Source organism: Methylotenera mobilis JLW8, from assembly GCF_000023705.1.
GTDB lineage: Bacteria > Pseudomonadota > Gammaproteobacteria > Burkholderiales > Methylophilaceae > Methylotenera > Methylotenera mobilis.
Genome location: NC_012968.1, coordinates 891841 through 915977, shown reverse-complemented (window position 1 = coordinate 915977; position 24137 = coordinate 891841). Strand labels below are relative to the sequence as shown.

At 45.9% G+C, this 24137-nt stretch carries 17 protein-coding genes; 5 read left to right on the top strand and 12 right to left on the bottom strand.

The features are described from left to right. Window positions 1-2: 2 nt before the first annotated feature. Both MMOL_RS04300 and miaA read right to left on the bottom strand, forming a co-directional pair. A complete protein-coding gene (locus MMOL_RS04300) occupies window positions 3-584 on the bottom strand; it encodes a hypothetical protein (RefSeq protein WP_015831791.1) in 582 nt (193 codons plus the stop codon). Window positions 585-705: 121 nt separating this feature from the next. Further along, on the bottom strand, window positions 706-1665 hold the full coding sequence (gene miaA / locus MMOL_RS04295; RefSeq protein WP_015831790.1) for a tRNA (adenosine(37)-N6)-dimethylallyltransferase MiaA: 960 nt from the start codon (window positions 1663-1665) through the stop codon (window positions 706-708). Between the two features lie 220 nt (window positions 1666-1885). On the opposite strand from miaA, the gene MMOL_RS04290 reads away from it, so the two are divergent. Both MMOL_RS04290 and MMOL_RS04285 read left to right on the top strand, forming a co-directional pair. Further along, a complete protein-coding gene (locus MMOL_RS04290) occupies window positions 1886-2260 on the top strand; it encodes a DUF6394 family protein (protein ID WP_015831789.1) in 375 nt (124 codons plus the stop codon). Between the two features lie 40 nt (window positions 2261-2300). Further along, window positions 2301-4004 (top strand): potassium channel family protein, encoded by a 1704-nt coding sequence (locus MMOL_RS04285; RefSeq protein ID WP_015831788.1) that lies wholly within the window; start codon window positions 2301-2303, stop codon window positions 4002-4004. A gap of 59 nt (window positions 4005-4063) precedes the next feature. Here MMOL_RS04285 and mutL read toward each other — a convergent pair whose 3' ends face one another. Both mutL and MMOL_RS04275 read right to left on the bottom strand, forming a co-directional pair. After that, the gene (gene mutL / locus MMOL_RS04280) at window positions 4064-5896 is read right to left on the bottom strand and encodes a DNA mismatch repair endonuclease MutL (RefSeq protein ID WP_015831787.1); all 1833 of its coding nucleotides are present in this window, start codon (window positions 5894-5896) and stop codon (window positions 4064-4066) included. 491 nt (window positions 5897-6387) lie between these two features. After that, window positions 6388-7092, bottom strand: a complete 705-nt coding sequence (locus MMOL_RS04275) for a type IV pili methyl-accepting chemotaxis transducer N-terminal domain-containing protein (RefSeq protein WP_015831786.1) — start codon at window positions 7090-7092, stop codon at window positions 6388-6390. Between the two features lie 370 nt (window positions 7093-7462). Between MMOL_RS04275 and MMOL_RS04270 the strand changes: the two genes are divergently transcribed. Next, a complete protein-coding gene (locus tag MMOL_RS04270) occupies window positions 7463-9001 on the top strand; it encodes a helicase-related protein (RefSeq protein WP_015831784.1) in 1539 nt (512 codons plus the stop codon). A 24-nt stretch (window positions 9002-9025) separates the two neighbouring features. On the opposite strand, the gene MMOL_RS04265 is transcribed toward MMOL_RS04270, so the two are convergent. The 3 genes from MMOL_RS04265 to tsaE form a co-directional block, all read right to left on the bottom strand. Continuing rightward, window positions 9026-10387, bottom strand: coding sequence for an MBL fold metallo-hydrolase (locus tag MMOL_RS04265; RefSeq protein WP_015831783.1), 1362 nt, complete (start codon window positions 10385-10387; stop codon window positions 9026-9028). Window positions 10388-10474: 87 nt separating this feature from the next. Then, window positions 10475-11905, bottom strand: coding sequence for an N-acetylmuramoyl-L-alanine amidase (locus MMOL_RS04260; protein WP_015831782.1), 1431 nt, complete (start codon window positions 11903-11905; stop codon window positions 10475-10477). A gap of 3 nt (window positions 11906-11908) precedes the next feature. Next, window positions 11909-12397 (bottom strand): tRNA (adenosine(37)-N6)-threonylcarbamoyltransferase complex ATPase subunit type 1 TsaE, encoded by a 489-nt coding sequence (tsaE, locus tag MMOL_RS04255; RefSeq protein ID WP_015831781.1) that lies wholly within the window; start codon window positions 12395-12397, stop codon window positions 11909-11911. Between tsaE and queG the strand changes: the two genes are divergently transcribed. After that, on the top strand, window positions 12396-13475 hold the full coding sequence (gene queG / locus MMOL_RS04250; RefSeq protein WP_015831780.1) for a tRNA epoxyqueuosine(34) reductase QueG: 1080 nt from the start codon (window positions 12396-12398) through the stop codon (window positions 13473-13475). The two genes, tsaE and queG, sit on opposite strands and share 2 nt — an antisense overlap. A 12-nt stretch (window positions 13476-13487) precedes the next feature. On the opposite strand, the gene MMOL_RS04245 is transcribed toward queG, so the two are convergent. The 5 genes from MMOL_RS04245 to glgC all read right to left on the bottom strand — a co-directional run bounded on the left by MMOL_RS04245 (window position 13488) and on the right by glgC (window position 21711). Then, entirely contained in the window at window positions 13488-15992 is a 2505-nt protein-coding gene (locus MMOL_RS04245; RefSeq protein ID WP_015831779.1) for a sensor domain-containing protein, read from the bottom strand. Window positions 15993-16069: 77 nt separating this feature from the next. Further along, a complete protein-coding gene (locus MMOL_RS04240) occupies window positions 16070-17023 on the bottom strand; it encodes an ROK family protein (protein ID WP_015831778.1) in 954 nt (317 codons plus the stop codon). Between the two features lie 5 nt (window positions 17024-17028). Then, window positions 17029-18531 (bottom strand): 4-alpha-glucanotransferase, encoded by a 1503-nt coding sequence (gene malQ, locus MMOL_RS04235; RefSeq protein ID WP_015831777.1) that lies wholly within the window; start codon window positions 18529-18531, stop codon window positions 17029-17031. A gap of 44 nt (window positions 18532-18575) precedes the next feature. Beyond that, a complete protein-coding gene (locus tag MMOL_RS04230) occupies window positions 18576-20309 on the bottom strand; it encodes a glycoside hydrolase family 57 protein (RefSeq protein WP_041928532.1) in 1734 nt (577 codons plus the stop codon). 109 nt (window positions 20310-20418) lie between these two features. Further along, window positions 20419-21711: a glucose-1-phosphate adenylyltransferase gene (gene glgC / locus MMOL_RS04225; protein ID WP_015831775.1), complete on the bottom strand. Its 1293-nt coding sequence runs from the start codon at window positions 21709-21711 to the stop codon at window positions 20419-20421. Window positions 21712-21892: 181 nt separating this feature from the next. Here glgC and glgB point away from each other — a divergent pair, with 181 nt between their 5' ends. Continuing rightward, on the top strand, window positions 21893-24130 hold the full coding sequence (glgB, locus tag MMOL_RS04220; protein WP_015831774.1) for a 1,4-alpha-glucan branching protein GlgB: 2238 nt from the start codon (window positions 21893-21895) through the stop codon (window positions 24128-24130). Window positions 24131-24137: the final 7 nt, after the last annotated feature.

Below are 24137 nucleotides of genomic sequence, written 5' to 3'. Positions count from 1 at the left end.
CCTTATTTTTTGATGACCCAACCAATAAACTGCACTTGGTTATAGTAATAATGCTGCTGAGTATGCGGAATCTTGTAACCGACATTACCTTTCTTCAATCTGAAGCCACCATCTCGATTACCGCCACCAAACAGCCCGCCCATCAGGCCACCACCGCCGTAACTGGGGCCATCCAATGTGTAGCCATCTGGTGAAACAATCGCTGTATCTATCACCATGTTTTCCGTTTCGTGCAGCGCTACAGCACCAGCTGTCGCCGACACCTGAGACATATCAATAGCAATCTCACGTACCGTATCAGTTTTGGCGTCGTATACCATTAGCCGTTTTACATCGTAATTAATATCCTTCCCCTCGTGCTTCTTGGCGCTAACCATTAGCTTCTGATTTTTCACTGAAAAATCCAACATGTAATCCACCGTATTTTGATAGTCATACGATTTAGTCGTAAATAGCACTTCATACTGTGGCGGTGCACTCATCGCCTTTGGAATCACCGTCGAAGCGAAAAAAATAAGTATCAACAATAAAGGAAAGGTCAGCCCGACCACTAAAACCAAATTTTCTTTTATAAAGTTCTTCATCATGGTCCTTTAATTATTGGTTATCTAAATTACTGCTTATCTATTAGTCATTACTTAACTATTAATTATTGCTTAACTTGGTAAATACACACCTTAGTAAATGCTTAACTGGCGTAATTGCTTATCTGGACGTTGACTCTTTAATAAACGCACTTACGGTATTCAATACATTTTCCTGCATCTGCGGATCTAGGCAATCGACTTGATGCAGATCCTGCATACTGCGCAACCAGGTTAGCTGACGTTTCGCCAGCTGCCTTGTAGCAAAAATACCGCGGTCACGCAATTCAGTTGCATCATACTCTCCGGCCAAATACTCCAAAGCCTGACGATAGCCTACACAGCGCATGGAGGTGCTATCTGAAGTTAAGGCAGGATATTTACGTACCAATGCTTTTACTTCGTCGACAAAGCCATGCGCTAACATTTTCTCAAATCGCAATGCAATACGGGCGTGCAGCACTTTACGATCACTCGGCACCAGTGCAATTTTAAGCAAGCGGTATGGTAACGTATCACCACTGCTAGCCTGATGTAACGCAGTCATCGACTTGCCTGTAATACGGTAAACTTCTAAGGCTCGTTCGATTCTTTGCACATCATTCGGCTGCAAACGTGCGGCACTTTCCGGATCAACCAGCGCCAGTTTGGCATGCATAGCAGGCCAACCCAATGCCGAGGCTTCCTGCTCTATTTGCTGCCTGACTGCCGGGTCAGCTTCAGGCAGCTGGCTTAAGCCTTCCTCCAACGCCTTGAAATAAAGCATAGTGCCGCCCACCAACACTGGAATCTTGCCACGCGCAGTGATATCCGCCATTAGCTGCAGCGTGTCATTCCTAAAATGTGCAGCTGAATAAACCTCGGTAGGCGGAATAATATCAATCAAGGCATGCGGCGCTTGCTTCAACTCCTCAGCGCTAGGCTTGGCTGTGCCGATATTCATATCCTCATAAACCAAGGCAGAATCTACACTAATCAATTCAATCGGTAGTTTTTTATACAAACTAATAGCCAAATCGGTTTTACCGCTTGCGGTTGGCCCCATGACAAAAATAGCTGGTGGTAGTGTGGTTTGATTCATTCCATTTATTCTTAAACTTAATGCGTTATCTTAAGATTAGATACTCGCCAATAGACATCAGATGACCCTTTCGAGCCCTTACTTCTTACAATCAATGCCAGATGAAAGCTGTATAATGCTGATTAACGTTAGTTTGCTGCAAACATACGCTACTTGCTACAGATAACTAGATGTCTGTGCCTCATCTTACTTGATTAGATTTTGTTGATTAGGATTATCCATGAATTTAGAAAAAGTTGTTTTTGGTTTTTTCATCGTTCTGGCAATGACACTGAATTTTGGTTTTTTTATAGGCGACATTGATAACGCCAGCCACCACCATGCATATGAGCTGTATGCGGCGATTATCGTGAGCCTGATTGCGACTGTACTCAAATTTGGCGACCGTACACACGTAGGCGCAATTTTACTTTCCACCAGCTTGGCAGCCGACTTGCAACTGATTGCAGCCGCCATTTTATGGGCAGCACTCAGTGGTACCTACGACGAAGCCAGCTTAACGGTGTACATCGTCTCCCTGTCAGGCGGTGCACTGATGGCTAACATTATCTCGGTTGTATTACTTATTTCGGAAACCATAAGCCAAAAACGCTAAGCACCTAGCATAGCAAACTTGGCATACCAAGTTAATCAGCATGGATAGCATACTGTTTCTGATACTGCGCCGCTTAAGGCGCCCGCTGATACTCATTATCGTTAGCTTTGCTATTGCCATTATCGGTTTAACCCTGATGCCAGGGCAGGATGACCAAGGTCACCCTTGGAAAATAAGCATCTTTGATGCGCTGTATGTCATCAGCTACACCGCCACCACCATTGGCTTTGGCGAGATTCCCTACGCCTACAGCAAAGCACAGCGCTTATGGCTAACATTTTCTATTTACCTGACGGTGATTCCCTGGTTCTACGCTGTCGGTAAAATTATTACTTTGCTGCAAGACACCGGTTTACGCCAGGCAGTTACTACAGAGCGCTTCGCTAAAAGAGTGCGCCAGTTGCAAGAGCCGTTTTACATACTTTGCAGCTATGGCCAGTCATCCAACATTCTGGCTAAGGCGCTCGATGAAAAAGGCATGCGGGTAGTGGTGATTGAACCACAGCAAGAGCGGCTCAACGAACTAGAGCTGATTGACACCAGAAACATCATCCCCTACTTATGTGCAGACGCCATCTTGCCAGAAAGTCTGGAAAGAGCTGGTGTGTTGCACCCACTATGCAGCGGCGTGATTGCACTGACCGATGACGATAACGTTAACCTGGCCGTGGCTGTGGCGGTAAAGCTAATGAACCCTGAACTGCTGGTGATTGCACGTGCCGAGCGCGATGATATTACAGCGAACATGGCGTCTTTCGGTACCGACCGCATCATCAACCCTTACACCTTATTTGGCGACCAACTAGCGATGCGTGTACACGCGTTGGGCACCTACCTACTGCATGAATGGCTGACCGGCGTACCCGGCGACACCCTACCACCACCGGAAAACCCACCCAAAGGCCGCTGGGTAGTCTGTGGTTATGGCCGTTTTGGTAAATCGGTAGTGGAGAACCTGGAGCGTGAGCAGATCACCACCACCATTATTGAAGCCATGCCAGAGCTGACCGGCTGTGATTACTGTATTGTAGGCAGCGGTACCGAGGCAAAAACTTTACTCGAAGCTGATATTACCAATGCGGTAGGTATCGTTGCTGGTACCGATAACGACATCAACAATCTATCTATCGTGATGACCGCTTTCGAGCTCAACCCCAAGCTATTTGTTGTGATACGTAAAAACAGACGTCACAATAGCCGGCTGTTTAAACAGTTTAATGCAGACATTACCATGCAGCCGACCGAGATTATTGCCCATGAGTGTCTGGCACACATGATATCGCCGCTGCTGGCGCAGTTTTTAAGCCTAGCACGCGGCCAGAGCAATGACTGGGCTAACAAACTGATTAGCCAGCTGGTGATGACCATGGGCGAAACCGTACCGGAAACCTGGGCGATCAGAGTTGACAATGAAGATACGCCGGCCGCTGTAGAACTGATTGAAGCAGGTTTAAATGTTAACTTACGGCACCTGATGCAAGACCCTGCCAAGAGAGAGCAGCAGTTAGAGCTGGTCCCTATCCTGTTATTGCGTAACAATGTGCCTAGCCTGGTGCCTGCCCCGAATACCAGCTTACAGATTGGAGATAGAATCCTATTCTGCGGCAGTCCATCGACCAAATCCACCCTGCCTTCTATCCTCAACAACACCAAAACACTGACTTATATTATTGATGGTGTGGAAGTACCGAACAGCCTGGTTTGGCGATGGCTAGAGAAAAAATTTAGTAAAAAAACTCAATAAAATAAATTCAGAAGACAAGTTGAGCACCCGGCACCCACGTAATGGCAGCGCCAGGCGGGCTATTTACCGCGCATAAACATCTTGTCTAAATCACCCATGCTGACTTGAAACCAAGTCGGGCGACCATGATTACACTGCCCTGAACGCTCGGTGGCTTCCATATCACGTAGCAAAGCATTCATTTCAGGGATAGTGAGGCTGCGATTGGCGCGCACGGCAGCATGGCAGGCCATGGTGCCTAACAGCTCATTTCTACGCTCGGTCAACACTCGGCTCGCGCCATATTCACGCAAGTCACGTAATACATCTCGCGCTAAAATCACGGCATCCGCATCTTGCAGCATGGTTGGCACTGCCCGCACTGCAAGGGTGGTGGGCGACAGTATCGCTATATCAAACCCCAGTTGCTGCAGTGTTGCCTGATTGCCGGCCAAGGCTTCATGTACGGTTGCCACCTCCAGCTTATCAGCATTAAAACTGACTGGCAGCAGTAGCGGCTGCATCTGTACGGTCTGGCTATCTAAGGCATGTTTTAACTTTTCATACATAATGCGCTCATGCGCCGCATGCATATCGATAACCACCAAACCCTCTTTATTCTGGGCTAGTACGTACACGCCATGCACTTGCCCCACGGCAAAACCAAGCGGGTATTCATTGATGCTTTCCGCCTTCAGCGAATTGTCTGCTAGCACGTCTAGCGTTAACGTTGCAGGGGTGGCTGGCTGATTAGCATTATTGCCAAACAAGGTCTGATAAAAACCAGCAGGCTCATGCGCACTCAAATTGATTTGAGATTGCTGCGTTGGATAGAGCATACCGCCATTAGCGAGCGCCGTATTTGAAACTTGCGGACTAAACGGATTATATTGCGCTTGATTAGCCGTCACTGCGTTGGAAACACCGGTAGGAATCGCCAGCGCTTTATGCAGGGCATGAAAGATAAAGCGGTGTACCGCTTGGCTATCCCTAAATCTGACCTCAGTTTTAGCCGGGTGCACATTCACATCCACCAAGCTTGGATCTAGTTCTAAGAACAGCACAAAGGCAGGATGCCTGTCATGATGCAGCACATCCTGATACGCCTGCCTGATGGCGTGCGCAATCACTTTATCCCGCACAAAGCGGCCATTTACGTAAACATATTGCGTATCGCGGCTATTGCGGTTAAACGTCGGCTTTGCTGCCATTCCCCATAAACGCAAGCCAGCGGCAGACTCATCAACAGGTATAGACTCCGCAACAAACTCGCTACCTAGCACTTCAGAGAACCTGCGCTCAGGCTGGCCAATAGCAAAGCGGCTGAGCGCACGTCCATTGTGCTGCAACATTAAACTGACATCAGGGCGCGATAAGGCAATGCGCGTAAACATCTCTTCGCAATGCCCAAACTCAGTTGCTTCTGTTTTTAAAAACTTACGGCGTGCCGGTGTGTTGAAATATAAATCAGAGACTTCTATCACCGTGCCTGCATCTAATGCCGCTGGTTCAATAGTGGAAACCTCACTGCCCTCTGAACCAATACGCCACGCATGCTTGCTACCACTTTGACGGCTTAACAGCTGCGTGCGGGAAATTGACGCGATACTAGCCAACGCCTCACCGCGAAAGCCCAAGCTGGCCACTGATTCTAAATCTTCCAGGCTAGAAATTTTGCTAGTAGCATGGCGCGTTAACGCCAACATCAAATCCTCTTTTGCTACCCCAGCACCATTGTCGGTAACGCGCATTTGCTTAATACCACCCTGTAGCAAAGACACCTGAATATCAGTACTACCGGCATCCAAACTATTTTCCAATAACTCTTTCAGTGCCGATGCTGGGCGCTCTACCACCTCGCCCGCGGCGATCTGGCTGATAAGCTGATCAGGAAGTAAACGTATAGTTGCCATAAGGTCTTAGTATTGTTTGATACTGGTATTTTACCTTGCTTTGCAACTGCAATTTAACTATTAAGCAGGGTAAATCACTAGAAAGGTGCGCACAAAAAGCACATTACCGCGCTTGCACACACTAATGGCATAGACTTATGAAAAGAATATTGAAAGGCAGTGTTTAGCAAGTAATTTTAGCTGGCAACGGTTAACTCGACCAAGTAATCACTAGGTAATATTAAGTAGCACCTGCTCAGGCTACGCACTAATCAATCATGAGATTAACGCACTAAAACAGTGCTGTCGCACTAATCTGAAAACCAACCGATTACTACAAACCAGCAGCTAAATAATCTGCATCCACTCCCGTGCAAGCTAAGCTGCATGCACAGCCAAGTGTACATCAGCGCGGCACGTAAGGGTCACGCAACACCAACCATCTACAAAGGATGATGCAATGTCAGCTATTACACCTCAGCATTTAAAACTAAGCATTTAAACCTAAATATTTAAACTGAGGCATTACCTACGGCCACACGTACCAGCTCATCTATTTTCGCTGTGATATTGGTCAACTCACCTGCCACCACCGCAAACTCACGCCCAACCTCACCGGCACGTGCCGCTACAATTTGCGCATTCACAGACACAATACGTGCCTGTTTCGCAATATTCTGAATGCTGCTCATCAACTCATGGTGCTGTTTACGCTGTACCTTGGCATGTTTTTTAGACTCTTCCTCATACACCACGGTCACACGGTTCAGCAGTGCAACGATGGGCGTCGCTTGCTGACCCAACTCACTTAGCAAATCAGGTGCAGTGCGGAACTTTGACTCACAAGCGCTGATGGTTTTCTCCACTAGGCTGATGAACTCCGTGATTTTTCTGTCAGCCTCAATCTCGCCAAAATAAACCAAACGCAGCTCTTCAAAAAACACGCCTGGCAGTTCACTATTCCCGTGCACCAAGGCAGCATGGCTCACTCTAAACAAAGCCAAGGCCTCTCGTGCAGTCTCCAATGCACTTTCATGTCCCATGGTTGAAAGCACCGCATTTAATACAATACGTTGCGATAGCATACGTTGACGCCCAGCCAAATTGATGAGTGCACCAAACGTCTCCGTGCTCACCTCCGAACTGTTGGTCTTAAAATGGTGACCTTGCGCAACCTGATGTTTCACGGCTTGATTAGGCTTTAGATCTGCTAACAAGATATTCTCCCTTTGTCATAATATTCACAACGAACGTCATCAGCACAGTTACCCAGCACTTAAAACTATTCATACTTAAGTGCATATAAGCAATTTCTATTCCAAGCAGCCATGGCTAGCTGAGAAGCAATATAACCGTGACTAAACTACTGCACTTAAACAGGGAAATTTGGAAACACGGAAATTGGGAGACAATAAAACCCATAGATTAAGAAAACCTAGGTGAGTAACACCTATGATAGGTACTGTTGATAGGTACTCTAAAATAATTACAGACAAGATAAATGCAACCAGCCATAACATCAAAATCCAGCAGCAGCAGCATTTGCATATTGGTGTTTTAACGGATTTGATATAAATTCTCATCAGCATGACATCACCCAACCAAGACTCAGCAGCTGACAGCTATACGGACAGTTTTCACCTCGCACGTAAGCTGAAGCGGCATCATCGCTTTTATCTCGGACCGACTAATTCCGGTAAAACTTATCAGGCACTATTAGCGCTAGAGCAGGCTAAGTCTGGTGTATACCTGGCACCACTTAGGCTGCTTGCTATGGAGATTAGAGACCGCCTAGTAGCGGCTGGCGTGCCCTGCAACCTAATTACCGGCGAAGAACGCGTGATGATGGAGCATGCGCAACACACCGCATCCACCATCGAAATGATGAACGCACACAAAGAAGTAGAAGTCGCAGTGATTGATGAAATTCAAATGCTGCAAGACCCAGATCGCGGCTCGGCTTGGACAGCTGCTCTAGTAGGCGTACCTGCTGCCACAGTATTCATCTGCGGCTCAACTGCCGTGACCGCCCCCTGTATTGCCACCATAAAAACACTCAATGAAAGCTATGATATTACGCAGCTGGTACGTAAAACACCGCTAGTGCTAGAACAAGATAGCCTGTGTGGCAAACATTACAGCCGGCAAAAATTAAAGCCAAAATTACAAAAAGGCGATGCCATCATTGCCTTTAGCCGCAAAGATGTACTGACTTTTGCAGCTAGGTTTCGCCAATGGGGCTTTAGCGTGGCCAGTATTTATGGCGCACTCTCACCCGAGGTGCGCAGAACCGAATCTGAACGCTTTAACACAGGACAAGCGGATATCTTAGTAGCAACCGATGCGATTGGCATGGGGCTAAATTTACCGATACGCCGCATTATATTTGCCAATATCCATAAGTTTGACGGCGTTGCATCCAGGCTGCTTAACATGACTGAGGTAAGACAGATTGCAGGCCGTGCCGGGCGCTTTGGCATTTACGCCACCGGTTACGTCAGCGTACTGGAAAATGATGAGCTGCTTCATATTGAGCACATGCTCTCCGCAGACGACACAGCAGATTTAAGCAAACTACCCGTTAATATTAATCTACAACAGGTCAGCAACATTGCACATCAAATGCATACCAATAAAATTGCGGAGGTGCTGAGTTACCATCAGGAAAGAACACGCTTTAACCATGCCATCTTTGAGCAGGCATCTCTCACCACGCAAATCACACAAGCACTGATTGTGGATGCATATGCACCTAAAATGTCGTTAAAAGATAAATATATCTTTGTTTTCGCGCCTATCTCACTCAATGTTGCATTTGAAAAAGATTATTACCTACTGTGCCTCAAAAGCGTTGCCGAGTCTACTATCAGGCATTTACCAGCCGCACCAAGCTGGCTAGAGGCACAAAACCCTAAGCATTTAGAAGAGGCTGAAATGCTCAGCCACAACCTAAGCCTATACGCATGGCTAAGCTTTAAATTCCCCCAGCATTTTGTAGATGGACAACAGGTCAGTGCCTTGCGTACACAAGTGAGCCGCTATATAGAGCGTGCGTTACTCACGCAAGCAGGTTATGGCGACACCAGCAGAGAGTTGGATTACTTAAGCAGCAGAAGAAGATACTAAGCGCTTATTGCGACCCAGCGCTAGTTACGTTAGCTGAACAGTTTGCAAGTACTCAGGCATGACAACTCGCCAATGCAACTTCTCTTCTATATGACGCCGCATTGCATCAGCCGCAACCGGCTCACCATGCACGATAAAGGTTTTCTTAGGCGGCGCTTCAAACCCACCAAGCCAATCTAATATTTCAGAGTAATCAGCATGCGCAGAAAGATTGGAGATCAACTCCACGTGTGCGCGTACCGGTATATATTCACCGTGAATCTTAATACTTTCTGCGCCATCCAACATCGCAGCACCGCGAGTGCCTGCTGCCTGGAAACCTACAAACAAAATAGTGTTACGGGCATTAGTAACGAAAGCTTTTAAATGATGCACCACCCGCCCGCCAGACGCCATCCCACTGGCAGATAAAATAATCATAGGGCCTTTGGCTTCATTCAGCGCTTTAGATTGCTCTATGCTGTTTACTACATGCGCCGTACTGAATAATGCGCGACATTGCTCGGCACTTAAACGATGCTCACCATGATAGAGGTTAAAAATTTCGGTCGCATCAACTGCCATCGGGCTATTTAAATACACCGGAGTATCACCTGCAATCGCGCAAGATGCTTTTAATAGATGAATGTAATACAGCAACTCTTGCGCCCTGCCTACCGCAAATACCGGAATAACAAGCACACCTTTGCGGCTGACTGTTTTATTAATAATCGCGGCTAATTTAACTTGGGGGTCATCACGCTCATGCCGACGGTTACCGTAAGTGGATTCAATCAACAAATAATCGGCTTGCTTAATCCGTACCGGAGGGCGCATCAAAATATCATTGGAGCGCCCAATATCGCCAGAAAACAGCACTGAAGTTTTTTTGTCATGAATGCGCACAAATGCAGACCCCAAAATATGGCCGTTGGGGGACAGCCTGAGAGTTAAGCCGTCGCCTAAATCTACATCCTGCTCAAAGCTAACCGGCATGAGCAGCTTAAGTGTATTTTCGGCATCTTCCTGGGTATATAGAGGTAACGCCGGATTATGCTTAGAAAAGCCGCGGCGATTTGCATATTCGGCCTCTTCTTCTTGCAAGTGGGCAGAATCTGGCAGCATAATCTTGCACAAATCAGCCGTCCCCTCACTGCAATAGACTTTGCCCGCAAAGCCGTTTTTCACCAATACCGGTAAATAGCCACTATGATCAATATGCGCATGGGTCAGCACCACTGCATCAATTTGCGCTGGGTTGACTGGTAGCTTTGCCCAGTTGCGTAAGCGCAATTGCTTAAGCCCCTGAAACAAGCCGCAATCTACCAATATCTGCTTGTCACCACTTTTCAACAAATACTTAGAACCAGTCACGGTTCCAGTTGCACCTAAAAATGTGAGTTCCATAGCACACCCCTTTTAAATGAACACTGGCAAATCCACGCTGTGTATTGTATTAGCTATGTACTAGCTGGGTATCATTAGTTAGTAAGCTTAATCCAGTGCAAGTTTCGTTTTAGCAAGCGCCGGGTTGGTCGAGAAGTATTTTTTAACGCCAGCAACGATCGACGACACCAGTTTGTCTTGGTAAGCTTCATCATTCAGCCTGCGCTCTTCATCAGGGTTGCTGATAAATGCAGTTTCCACCAGGATAGAAGGAATATCCGGTGATTTCAACACAGCAAAACCAGCCTGCTCCACATGGTTTTTATGTAATTTATTAATCTCGCCAATATTGCCCAGCACAGCTTTACCCAGCTTCAGGCTATCGTTAATCGTGGCTGTTTGCGATAAATCCAATAGTGTTCTTGCAAGCAACGGGTCCTTTACATTCAAGCTCACACCGCCAATCAAATCAGACTCGTTTTCCTTCTTCGCCAAATAGCGTGCGCCGGCACTGGTTGCGCCTTTTTCAGATAGCGCAAATACGGATGAACCGCGAGCAGCCGGGTTAGTAAATGCATCAGCGTGGATAGAAATAAACAGGTCGGCTTGCAACTTACGCGCTTTAATCACGCGCATATGCAGTGGAATAAAGTAATCACCATCACGCGTCAAAACACCACGCATATTAGGGTCTTCGTCTATTTTTGCCTTCAGTTTTTTAGCAATCGCCAAGGTAATCTCTTTTTCATGGCTTCCTGTAGCACCCATCGCCCCCGGGTCTTCACCGCCGTGGCCTGCATCAATCGCAATCGTAATTTGACGTAAACCTTTAGTAGTCGGTTTATTCTCAATTACCTCTTTTGCAGGAGTGACTGGTGATGTAACAGGCGGCGTAGCAGTAGATTGAGCCACGGCAGGCGTAGCTTCAGTCACACTATTGGCTGCGGGCTTAATTGCCGGCTCCACCTTCACCTCTGGCACAGGATTGCTCGATACGGCCACAGCGGGCGCATCAGTAAGCGGAGCAGTGGTGACTGCTGGCGTGTTGTTTTTAGTAGCAGTGCTATCGATAGCGGGCTCAGTATTATCACGCTGATCCAGCATCGCCATTAACGGGTCTTTAATTGGATAAATATCTAACACCAAGCGGTGTTTGTAATCACCCGCTGGTGCTAAAGTAAATATTGCAGGCTTTACCTCAGCCTTCAAATCCACCACTAGTCGCACTACTTTAGGTTTAAAGTTGGCAACGCGAATTTTAGCGATATAGGGGTCGCTTTCCGAAACCTTCTCGCCTAAGGCCTTAATCACAGTATTTAAGTCAATATCCTCTATATCCACCACCACACGCTCTGGGTCTTTTAACACTGTCATTTTATAGACGATAGACTTGTCGGCTTCTATGGTAATTCTGGTGTAAACATCCGCAGGCCAAATACGCACCGCAGTCACGGTATTTGCCTCTGCTGCCGTAATGGCAAACGCGCCAATCAGGCTGAGCGTTAAGGACAATAAAATAGAGAAATAATGTTTAATCATAAGTTAGTTATATAACTCTTTAATGTTTTTCATACAGACCTGAGCAAGTGGTGAGTGCCCTATCACCCGCACCTTACGCCCATCTGGTTTAATCTCAAAGTAAATATCCAAGTCTGGGGTGGGTAATATATGCTCGGCTTTTTCCGGCCACTCGATCAAGCAAACACTGGCTGCATTAAAGTAATCCCTAAAGCCAGCAGACTCCCACTCTTCCTCGTCGTTAAATCTATATAAATCAAAGTGATAAAGATTCAATACACCTTGTGCCGCCTCAATATTTTCATAAGGTTCAACTAAAGTATAGGTCGGGCTTTTTACCTTGCCGGCAAACCCTAGGCCATGCAGTAAACCTCTGACCAAGGTGGTTTTTCCGGCACCCAGGTCTCCATGCAAGTAAATAGTGAGATTAGCGACGATAGCTTTGCTTAATACGGTACCAAAGGCAAGCGTTGCAGCCTCATCGGCCAATTCAAGTGTAAAATTATTATCCATGAGTCATTCTACTAAAAACTTGAGCGATCTGAGCCTTGCCATTAAAAATTGGGGGCTGGCGCTGGGCTTTAGTCAAATCGGCATTACAGACACCAACCTGCAAGCTGCAGAATCTGAACATCAAGCTTGGATTGAAAAAGGTTTGCATGGTGACATGGATTATATGGCAAAACACGGGACTAAACGTACCCGCCCCCATGAATTAGTCCCGAATACGCAACGCATCATTTCCGCACGCCTAGATTACCTGCCACCGCAGGCTGCGGACAGCGATACCATCTTGCAAGACGGTAGCAAAGCCTTTATCTCGCGCTATGCATTGGGACGTGATTACCACAAGGTGATGCGGAATAAACTGCAAAAACTGTGCGAAAAAATTCAAAGTGAATTGCAACACTATCAAGTGGATGGATTTGAGTATCGTGCCTTTACGGATAGCGCACCGGTATTGGAAGTGGCGCTGGCAGAAAAAGCAGGTATAGGTTGGCGTGGTAAACATACGCTATTAATCAACAAGAACCATGGCTCTTGGTTCTTTTTAGGTGAGATATACACCAACCTAGCTTTACCTATTGACGAACCTGCCAGCAATCACTGCGGCAGTTGCAGCAAATGTATGGAAGTATGCCCGACACAGGCCATTACGGCGCCGTATGAAGTGGACGCAAGACGCTGCATTTCATATCTCACTATAGAACTCAAAACCAGCATCCCTGTTGAGTTCCGCCCGTTAATTGGCAACCGCGTGTACGGCTGTGATGACTGCCAACTATATTGCCCATGGAATAAATTCGCAGAAATCACCAAAGAAACAGATTTTGCAGTGAAACATGGCCTCGATGACGTGAGCCTAATTGACTGTTTCAACTGGACTGAAGAGGAATTCAAAACAAAAATGGCTGGCAGTGCTATTTATAGAATCGGCTATACGCAATGGCTAAGAAACATTGCGGTAGGCCTTGGTAACGCAGAAACTACCCCAGAAGTCATCAATGCACTCAAACAACACCAACATCATGAAAATGAAACGCTGCAAGAGCATGTACGCTGGGCGCTTAGCCGCCATACCCCAGCGTAATTGTAAGCCAGACTAAGCTTCTCTTAACTCCAAATACTGCTGGACAGCCTGCAAACTAATCGGCTTTGAGTACAAATAGCCTTGCGCATACCGACAACCATATGACTGCAGAAGTGTGGCTTGCGCTGAAGTTTCAACCCCCTCGGCAATTAGCTCCTTATTTAAGGTGGCAGTCAACGCAATAATTGCCTTCACCAAAAGTGCATCATTTGGATTGCTGGTGATTTCTTTTACGAAAGAATAATCAATTTTCACTTGATGAATAGGAAACTTACTCAAATAAGCAAGTGCAGACTGGCCAGTACCAAAGTCATCTAGCGAAACTTTGATACCAAGGTCATTAAAAGCATTGAGCGCATTTAACACGCTCTGGTTACTTTCCAGCAACAAACTTTCTGTAATTTCGAACTTAATCCATGCAGGATTACACTGCTGCTCTTTCAACAAATGACGTACCTGATGGATAAGGTCAACCTCAAAGAACTGACGTGCAGATAAATTTACTGAAACAGATACTGGGTGCTTAAGTTGTGCGTTAAGAAGCCGAGCTGCTTTAAAGGCTTCCCGCATAATCCACTGGCCGAGTTCAACAATCATGCCTGTTTCTTCAGCAATCTGAATAAAAACCATCGGGGATACGATACCCAACTTACGACTATGCCATCGGCATAGCGACTCCAATCCCTTTACCTGATTACTTGTCATATCCACTATCGGCTGATATTCCAAATAAATCTCGTCATTCTCAATTGCCCGTCTTAGCTCAGTTTCTACATTGAGGCGATGTTGTATAGATTCCGTGATAGCTGGAGAGTAAGTATGGTAACGATTGCGCCCACCCTTTTTTGCATGATACATGGCCGAATCAGCATATTTAAGCAGGTCATCCATATCCTCACTGTCATCTGGAAAATATGCAATACCAATACTTGCGGAAATGAAATATTCAGAACCGTCGATAACGTAGACCTGCATAATCTGATTCAGAAGTACATTAGACACATATTCGACATGCTCACGGCTCGGTACTGACTCAACCAAAATAATAAACTCATCGCCACCTAAGCGGGCACACGTACAATGTTGATCGAGGCTATTAGTAATTCTTCTAGCAACTTCAATCAACAACTTATCGCCAATTGCGTGACCCATTGTGTCATTGATTGATTTAAATTGGTCTAAATCAAGAATGATTAAAGCAAACTGGCTGTTATTAGTTTTAGCTTGATCGATTGCTACTGAGAGTTGCTGAGAAAACAAAGTACGATTAGGTAAGCCCGTTAATTGATCGTGAAAAGCCATGCTCTCGATTTTACGTCTGTATTCAGCCACTTCCGTGATATCAGTCGCAATCGTTAATGCGCCACACACCTGATGCACTTCGTCAAACTCAGGCACAATGCGCAACTGATGCACAGCCACTTTATCCTCATGCATACTATGGATTTCTAACGTCTTCTGGACATTAAATTGCATAACCTCCATTAATTGCGTCATAAACTCCGCCCCCGTCACATTCACAATATAAGGGCTCCACCACTCTAAAGGAGTTTTATTCAGCTCATACGGAACTTCTATGTTATATGTTTCAAAACAGCGTGAGTTTACAAAAATTCTCTTGCCATCAAGGTCGTAGCGAATAATGGTCGTCGGTAAGTTTTGTACTAAAGATTGGTAGGCGTTTCGCTGTTTAGTAACTTCAGATACCAGATGCTGCTTTTCACTAATATCACGTGCAAAGCCTACAGTGCCAATCACTTGTCCATCTAACTGTACTGGAGATTTATAGGTTTCAGCCCAATAAATCTCGCCAGTTTCTTTCTTTATCTGCTCATTGAAGCTTTTAGGCACACCGGTTTTTAAGATCTCTTCATCATCACAGGCGTAACCTTGCGCCATCTCTGTCGGGAAAAAATCAAAATCAGTTTTACCTTCTAAGTCCTCATAATGTTTAGCACCAACGACCTCTACAAACTTGCGATTGGTTGCCATAAAGCGGCCTGACTTGTCTTTCATCCACACGATAAAAGGGAATGTGTCCATCAGTGCGCGCAAATATTGCTCACGCTGCACCGTCTCCTGATTTTTCTGTTGTTTATTAAAGTCAAGATCTCTCCCAACAGCAATGACGCCAACCACTTGGTTTTGTTGGTTCTTAATAGCTGAGAAGTGAACTAGGTCATAAATCACCCTAGAAAGGCTAGCGTGCTCGAAATTGATTAATACTGCACGAGGCTCACCACTAGAAATCGTTCGATTAAGCGCATCGTAATATTGATCAAATGCTTCCTGACTTTTAATGTCCACATAGTCAGCACCCGTGTCTTTTTTTAGATTCAGTGCATTGCGCAAGGCTGCGTTTGCATAAACCAACTGCCCCGCTAAGCCATACACAGCAATATTATCTAGTGAGGTGTCAAAAAAAGTTTGAAATAAAGATAAATAATCTGAAACACTACGAACATCAGCATTAGCACCTAAGAGCTGGCTAAGCTTGCTTGATTCTACTTCCATCATCAAACACTACTCCCAATAGCAGAACATCAAGACACCTAAACTCCATGAAAATGAAGATAGTCTATATTGGAATAATTTTAATTATTCGAGCGAAATGCTAACATTGCTGCGCCAACAATACCAGCCTGATCCCCCATATCAGAAATATGTAGTTTTAACTTACCATGTAAGGCTGGAATCAAGTCTTGCGACAACCGCTCTTCAAAAGAGGGAGAAATCAACGGCCAGGCAGCGCTCATCCCGCCGCCTAACACGATATTTGTTACATCAATCACCTTAAGTATATGTGCTAACGTTTGCGCCAAAGCCTTGCCCGCTTGCGCGTATGCAGCAATCGCTGCTTTATCGCCCTGTGCGGCATAGCTGGCGATTTCAGCGGCGCTAATGCGTTGTTGCGTTGCTTCGAAATAACTGATTGCCACGCCACTAGCTGAAGCATACTGCTCCATACAACCCGAGTTACCGCAGCCACAAAGCCTGCCGCCCTCTTGCACAATGATATGCCCCACTTCCATCGCAACTCCGTGCTGGCCCTGAAATGGCTGGCCATTTAAGATTAAACCGCCACCTACTCCGGTGCCCAAGCCCACGTAAATTAAATTGCTAATGCGATCAGGATACATCACATATTCGCCATAAGCTGCGGCAAGCGCATCATTTTCAGTGATTACCGGCAGGCCAATCAATGCACTCAAGTCTTTACTCAAGTCAACGTTGCGCAAGCCTGGCAAATTGGGGGATTGTAAAATCTGTTGGTTATCAGGTGCGATAAACCCAGGAAAGCCAATACCCACAGCACTTACCTCTGGGTACTTGCTGGCAACCGTACGAATTGCGTTGGCCGTAGTTGTCAATATTTGCTGCCATGCAAGCTCAGGCGCTTGCTGGTGCAGCTTACATAAACTGGAAAAATCCGCCTGAAACCGCATTTCTTCCAACAAGCGCGGCTTAGCTAAGCCTGCCGCATCAATCTCCACCACGCCTAAACGTAGATTAGTGCCGCCAACATCAATCCCGATTAGCATAGGCATATAGTTTAACGTCCAGTACGTGCAATAGTGCCGTGAATAGAATTCTTCTGCTGTGCCGTCAACTGTTGCCAGCTAAAGCGCCAGTGCCAGTTACCGCTAGTCGTGCCAGGCGTATTCATCCGGTGGTGGCCATTTAATTGCAAGATATCCTGCATAGGCACTATAGCCAATAGCGCAGTGGTCTCTAATGCCATGTCAATCAAGTCATTTGGCATATTGGGGGTATGCCCCTCACCATGCAATGCCGCTAGGCGGCTATGCACATTACCACGCTGATAGTCATCCAGAGTGCTGTACCAGCTCAAGGTCGTATCATTATCATGGGTGCCGGTGTATACCACACTATTTTCTACAATATTTTCAGGCAAATACGGGTTATCACTTGCGCCACTAAATGCAAACTGCAGAATCTTCATGCCGGGCAGATGGTATTTCTTACGCAAGGCATCGACTTCTATCGTAATAATGCCTAAGTCTTCAGCAACTAAATTAATTTCTGGCAGTGCCTGCTTAATCGCCCCCAGCAGCGCATCACCAGGCGCCAAGACCCACTCACCATTAATGGCAGTATCTTCTACAGCGGGGATCTCCCACGCTGCTTCCAACCCTCTAAAGTGGTCAATCCGCACAATGTCGAACAGTTCACTTTGCGTCGCCATGCGCGAAATCCACCATGCAAAGCCATCTTGTTGCATCGCTTCCCAGTTGTAATGCGGATTACCCCAACGCTGCCCAGTTTCTGAGAAGTAATCGGGCGGCACGCCGGCCACCACGCTCATAGTTTTGTCAGAGTTAAGCTTGAACAAGTCAGAATGTGCCCACACATCCGCGCTGTCATAAGCAACAAAAATGGGGATGTCGCCAAATAAAGCGATATTTTTTTCGGCAGCGTAAGCTTTCAGCGCAAGCCACTGGCTGAAAAACACAAACTGCGTAAATTTAACCACTGCAATTTCGTGTGCTAGCTGCACCTGCACCTGTTTAATAGTTTTTTTATCGCGGTTTTTATAAGGCTCAGGCCAATGATCCCAGCCAGCTTGATTGAAATGTTGGCGCAAGGCCAAAAACAAGGCAAAGTCATCTAGCCAGCTTGCCTGCTTTTTACAAAAGCGGTTAAAAGCCTGACGTAGCTTCTTATATTCAGCTTGGATTTCAGATTGCTGGCTAAAATTAAGATAAGCCTTGTTGAGTAAGTCTAATTTACTGGTAATTAAACCGGCACAATCTTGCTTGGTCAGCAGCCCTTGTGCCTGCAGTGACTCTAAACTAATGAAGTCCGGGTTGCCAGCGTGGGCAGACAAGCACTGATAAGGCGAATTATCCGCATGCGGCATATTGATCGGTAAGGTCTGCCAGACCTTGGCTCCTATTTCATGTAGGAAATCAATAAAACGATAAGACTCAACGCCTAGGTCACCTGTATAAAACGCACTGGGCAGGGAGCTGATATGTAACAACACACCGGCTTGGCGCTGATTTAAAAGTGATGCTTGAGTCTGTAACGTCATAAGTACCTACTTAAAATTAAGAGCTAAAACTTAAATCGTACTAATCATTCCTGTCCGCGGCGCATGGTGCCTCCGTTATCGGCATTACCACCGCCCACGCTAATTTGATGGTGCAATGTTTCTGGGATGGGTTGACCAAGCAGCGTATATAAATTAATCAAGTTACGGCGGTATAGTTGGTCAAAACTGGCGACACTGTCAGATGAGTTGTAATCGCCAAACCACCAAAACCAATCAGAACCCTCACATATCGCCAACTGCCGCTCAACCGCCTCACGTTGACGCTTGTTGAATTTGCTTTTAGCCATCACCACGTCGTAGGTTTTCTTAGCGGAACAAAGCAAATCCCAAGCCAGATTTTTATCCTTACTGCCTATCCAGGTGCTGAAGGTACCGTATACCCAGCTACCCGCAGCGATCTGCGGCAAGATAGGCACAGATAATCCCGCATCTACTGCATCAGTGGATTGATACATATCAACAATATCGCTAAATGTGGTCATCTCAATATCAGGATGATTGACCAATGCCTCGTATAACTCGCTCAGGAAATAAAAGCCGTTATATGGGAAGTATTCCCAAGCATTTTCCCCATCCAGAATCACACTGACTATCTTGGATTGGCTGCTGTTATTGCTAGCATGAATATGTTCCAAGGTTTGCACAAAATCGCTCACTGCATCATGCGTATGCATTTTTGCGTATTCAAAACCTATTTTGTCTGAGAGCTGATCATCCCTGAAGAAACATAAAATATCGTTTTGGCCATCGGTCACACGATAAGGCTGGTATAGGTAATCATGCTTATTGTCTGCACTCAACTGCGACTTCTGCAAACTATTTGCCAGTACGCCTTGGCCGGTCGCAGCCCAACTCACATTATGCTCCGCCATTAAAGACAGTGCAGCGTGAGAAACGGCACCTTCTGCAGGCCACATGCCGCGTGGATTAGCACCAAAATAGTGCTCATGCGCCTTTTTGGCGGACAAAATATGCGCAACAGCTCTGCTCTGCCCACCTGCATACGCCTTGTTTTCGGGCAAAGGCGCATCCGGCATCGCATCTAGTGTAGATTGAAAATCCAGCAATAAAGGCAGGATTGGGTGATAATACGGCGTAGTGGAAATCTCAATCTGACCACTTTGCATTAATGCTTTATAGCGCGGAATCAAGCCAGCAATCGTTTCTGCAATCACGTCATACAACTGCAAGCGCTCTTCATGCGTAAACAACACACCTTTTGCCATCAAGGTCTGCACCACAGGGTTAGTACGACGTAAACTCTCACCGCACCATGCCAAGTGGTACCAAACCAGTAAGTCTGCTTTATATTGCCCAGATAAATAATGGAATTGATCGTTGGTCATCATTGGCTCTACCAACTGATACATTTGCAGTAAGCGCTGGTAGTGCGGAAACGGGCTCAACATCTTTTCATGGTGACTTTTAAAGCAGCTTTGCACAATCAAACTACACTCGCTATTGCTAATGTCTGTCAGATTTTTTTTGGTTAGCAAAGCAAGCAACGGGTCACGAATTTTATTGTGCTTAACTTGCTCAGTGTAATCTTCCAACTGCTCCAATAAAATGGGTACAAAGTTAAACGTTACGCGCGCTTTAGGGTTCACCTCAAGGTGATACGCCATATCGCTATAGTCTTTGATGGCGTGCAAATATGTCCACGGCAACACATATTGATTTGTTGCCAGGTCACGGTAATCTGGCTGATGCATATGCCAGTACAGATTAAGATATAGCTTTGGACGAGCAGTATTCACTTCAACGGAAACCTCAAACAATTGTCATTAAACAGTAACTAATCACGTAAAGCCCATGTTTTTACACTATACGATTAATAAGCTACAAAATCTTTACACTATACGATCCCTACACTACACGATATAAATCCTGGCCCAGCATATCAGGGGTCACTAACACCACACCTTTTTCTGACACATAAAAACGCTCAGCATCCAGTGCTAAATCGACACCAATTTGCATGCCTTCAGGAATCACACAACCACGATCCACCACTACATTTCTCAGGGTAACGTTTCGGTGAATCGTTGCTTTAGGCAAAATCACAGAACCATCAATATTAGCGTAACTATGCACGCGCACATCCGAAAACAGCACGCTATTGGTTACGCATGATCCACTAATCAAGCAGCCACCAGAAACCAACGAGTCAGTAGCCTTACCGGTACGGCCCTCATCTCTAAATACAAACTTAGCTGGCGGCAATTGCTCTTGATAAGTCCAGATTGGCCATTCTCTATCGTATAAATTGAGCTCAGGAATCACTTTCGTTAATTCCATGTTCGCTTCCCAATAAGCATCAATCGTACCAACATCACGCCAATAGTAATTGCCGTTCTGTGCACCTACGCAACTATCGGTGAAACGATGTGCCTGCACTTTATACTTTTTAATGATGTACGGAATAATGTCGCCACCAAAATCGTGGCTAGATTTAGAGTCACCGGCATCACGAATCAATTGCTCATATAAGAACTTTGCGTTGAACACATAAATCCCCATACTGGCAAACGCCTTGGTCGGATCATCAGGCATAGCTTTAGGGTTGGCCGGTTTCTCAGCAAACTCCACCACCCTGTCGGTTTCATCTACCGCCAGCACGCCAAATCCTTTGGCATCCTCTAGCGGTACATTAATGCAAGCAACAGTCATATCAGCATTATTGCGCACATGGGTCGCCAACATCTTGCCGTAGTCCATCTTATATATGTGGTCACCAGCCAAAATCAGCACGTATTCGGCACCACCCTCACGTAAAATATCTATATTCTGATAAACCGCATCGGCAGTACCTTTGTACCACTCTTCAGATATCCGTTGCTGCGCCGGAATAATGTTGACATACTCATTAAACTCACCGCGCAAGAAACCCCAACCGCGCTGGATATGTTGAATTAAACTTTGAGCTTTATATTGGGTGGCTACGTTAATACGGCGGATGCCTGAGTTAACGCAATTAGAAAGCGGGAAATCAATAATTCTGAACTTACCACCAAACTGAACAGCTGGCTTTGCGCGCCAGTCTGTGAGGCTTTTGAGACGACTGCCTCGACCACCCGCTAAAATCATCGCGACGGTATTTTTGGTTAAGGTACTAATAAAACGCTCTGAATTTTGATCCGCTTGTCGTGTCTGCGACATGATGCCCTCCTGAAGTTTGTATAGTTACTTAAGTTACGCTAGCCGGGCTCACTAGCTTATTTTACGTACGACTGCTTGCGTTTACATTATAATCAGCTTAAAGCACTATAATCTAGCTAAATATAGCGCAAAAAATACAAATAAAAGCCAAAGACCTTAAAATCATTAGGGATGTCATATTTTGTTAAAAACTAAATCAATTCAGACTGCATCCAAAGCTTACACCCACGCGCTACACCGCATTCTAGAAGCGCGCCATCACGACCCTTTCAGTTTTTTAGGACTACACTCCATCAAGATTGATGAGCAGCAACATTATGCTTATCGTGCGTTTTTGCCATACGCTACCAACGCAAAATTGAAAGTAGGCAAAACGTGGGTGGATTTAGAAAAAACACATCAAGATGGCCTGTTTGAGTACACCAGTTTTGAACACATTAGTGAAGTCGAATTGAGCGCACCGTGCCTACTAAAAATTACAGCAGGTACAAACACTTACGAAACAGACGACCCCTACACGTTTAGCTCTAGCATCACGCAAGATGAGCTACATCTCTTTGGCGAAGGCCGCTTAAAACTCGCTTACAAAACACTGGGTGCACAATGCATTACGCAAAACAATGTTGCAGGCGTACGCTTTGCAGTGTGGGCACCCAATGCGGAACGCGTGAGCGTTATCGGCAGCTTTAACCAATGGGATGGACGCATTCACAGTATGCGCGCGCACGGCTCCAGCGGTGTGTGGGATATTTTCATCCCCAACCTGACCACCAGCGACACTTATAAGTTTGAGATACGGAACCGCCATACTGGCAACATTCTAGTTAAAACCGACCCTTATGGTTTTGAGTTTGAACATCGCCCTGGCACAGCAGCAAAAATCAGCACCAGCAGCCATCAATGGGAAGACAAAGCATGGCTAGAAGCACGCAAGCAGCGTGATTGGCTACATGCGCCATTCAATTGCTACGAAGTGCATTTAGGTTCATGGCAACGTAACGATAAAGGGCACTTCCTCAGCTATCGCGAACTGGCAAAAACATTGGTGCCACATGTCGCGTCGATGGGCTACACCCACGTAGAGCTGTTGCCTATTTCAGAACATCCACTGAACGAATCATGGGGTTATCAGACCACTGGCTATTTTGGTGTCACCAATCGCTTTGGCTCACCTGATGATTTGCGCTTCTTAATCGATGCGTTCCATCAAGCCAATATTGGTGTGATATTAGACTGGGTACCCGGACATTTCCCTAAAGATGATTGGGCACTAGCGCGTTTTGACGGTACAGCACTGTACGAACACGAAGACCCTCGTCTGGGTGAGCATCAGGACTGGGGTACCTATATCTTCAATTACGGCCGCAATGAAGTCCGCAACTTTTTGATTAGCAACGCTTACTTCTGGCTGCAAGAGTTTCACATTGATGGTTTACGTGTAGATGCAGTAGCCTCTATGCTGTACTTAGACTATTCACGCAACCCAGGTGAATGGCTGCCCAACAAATTTGGCGGTAGAGAAAACCTGGATGTGATTGATTTCTTAAAACAGCTGAACGTTATGGTAGGTGAAGACTTTGCCGGGGTGCTCACGATTGCGGAAGAATCCACCGCATGGCCTATGGTATCGCGCCCAGTATATTTGGGCGGACTGGGTTTCAGCATGAAGTGGAACATGGGTTGGATGAATGACACCCTATCCTACATTGAGAACGACCCGGTACACAGACGTTATTACCATGACAAGCTGACCTTCGGTCAACTTTACGCTTATTCAGAAAACTTTGTGTTACCGTTTTCACATGATGAAGTCGTGCACGGCAAAAAATCACTGTTAGACAAAATGCCAGGAGACGCATGGCAAAAATTCGCTAACTTGCGCTTATTGACCACCTATCAAATGACAACTCCCGGCAAAAAGCTCAATTTTATGGGTAATGAGTTCGGACAAGGCCGCGAGTGGAACGTCAACGCTAGCCTAGACTGGCACCTACTTGACGACAACAATGCAGGTAGCAAATGGCATAAAGGCATTCAACAACTGCATACCGACCTCAACCGCCTTTATAAACAGGTAAATGCGTTACATACCCTAGATTTTGAGGGACATGGATTTGAATGGATAGATTGCCACGATACAGAACAATCAATAATCAGTTACGTAAGACGCGGATTAGACAATAGTTTTGTTATAATAGTGTTGAATTTTACGCCCGTGTTACGTAATGAATACCGCATTGGTGTTCCACAAGCCGGTAGCTATGCAGAAATATTCAATAGCGATGCAGACTGCTACGGTGGCAGTAACAAGGGTAACGGCACAGGGCTGCACACAGAAAACATACCATGGATGCATCATGGCCAATCAGTGGTCATCACGTTGCCACCATTGGCTGGTATAGTTTTAAAAATACAATAACCTATTG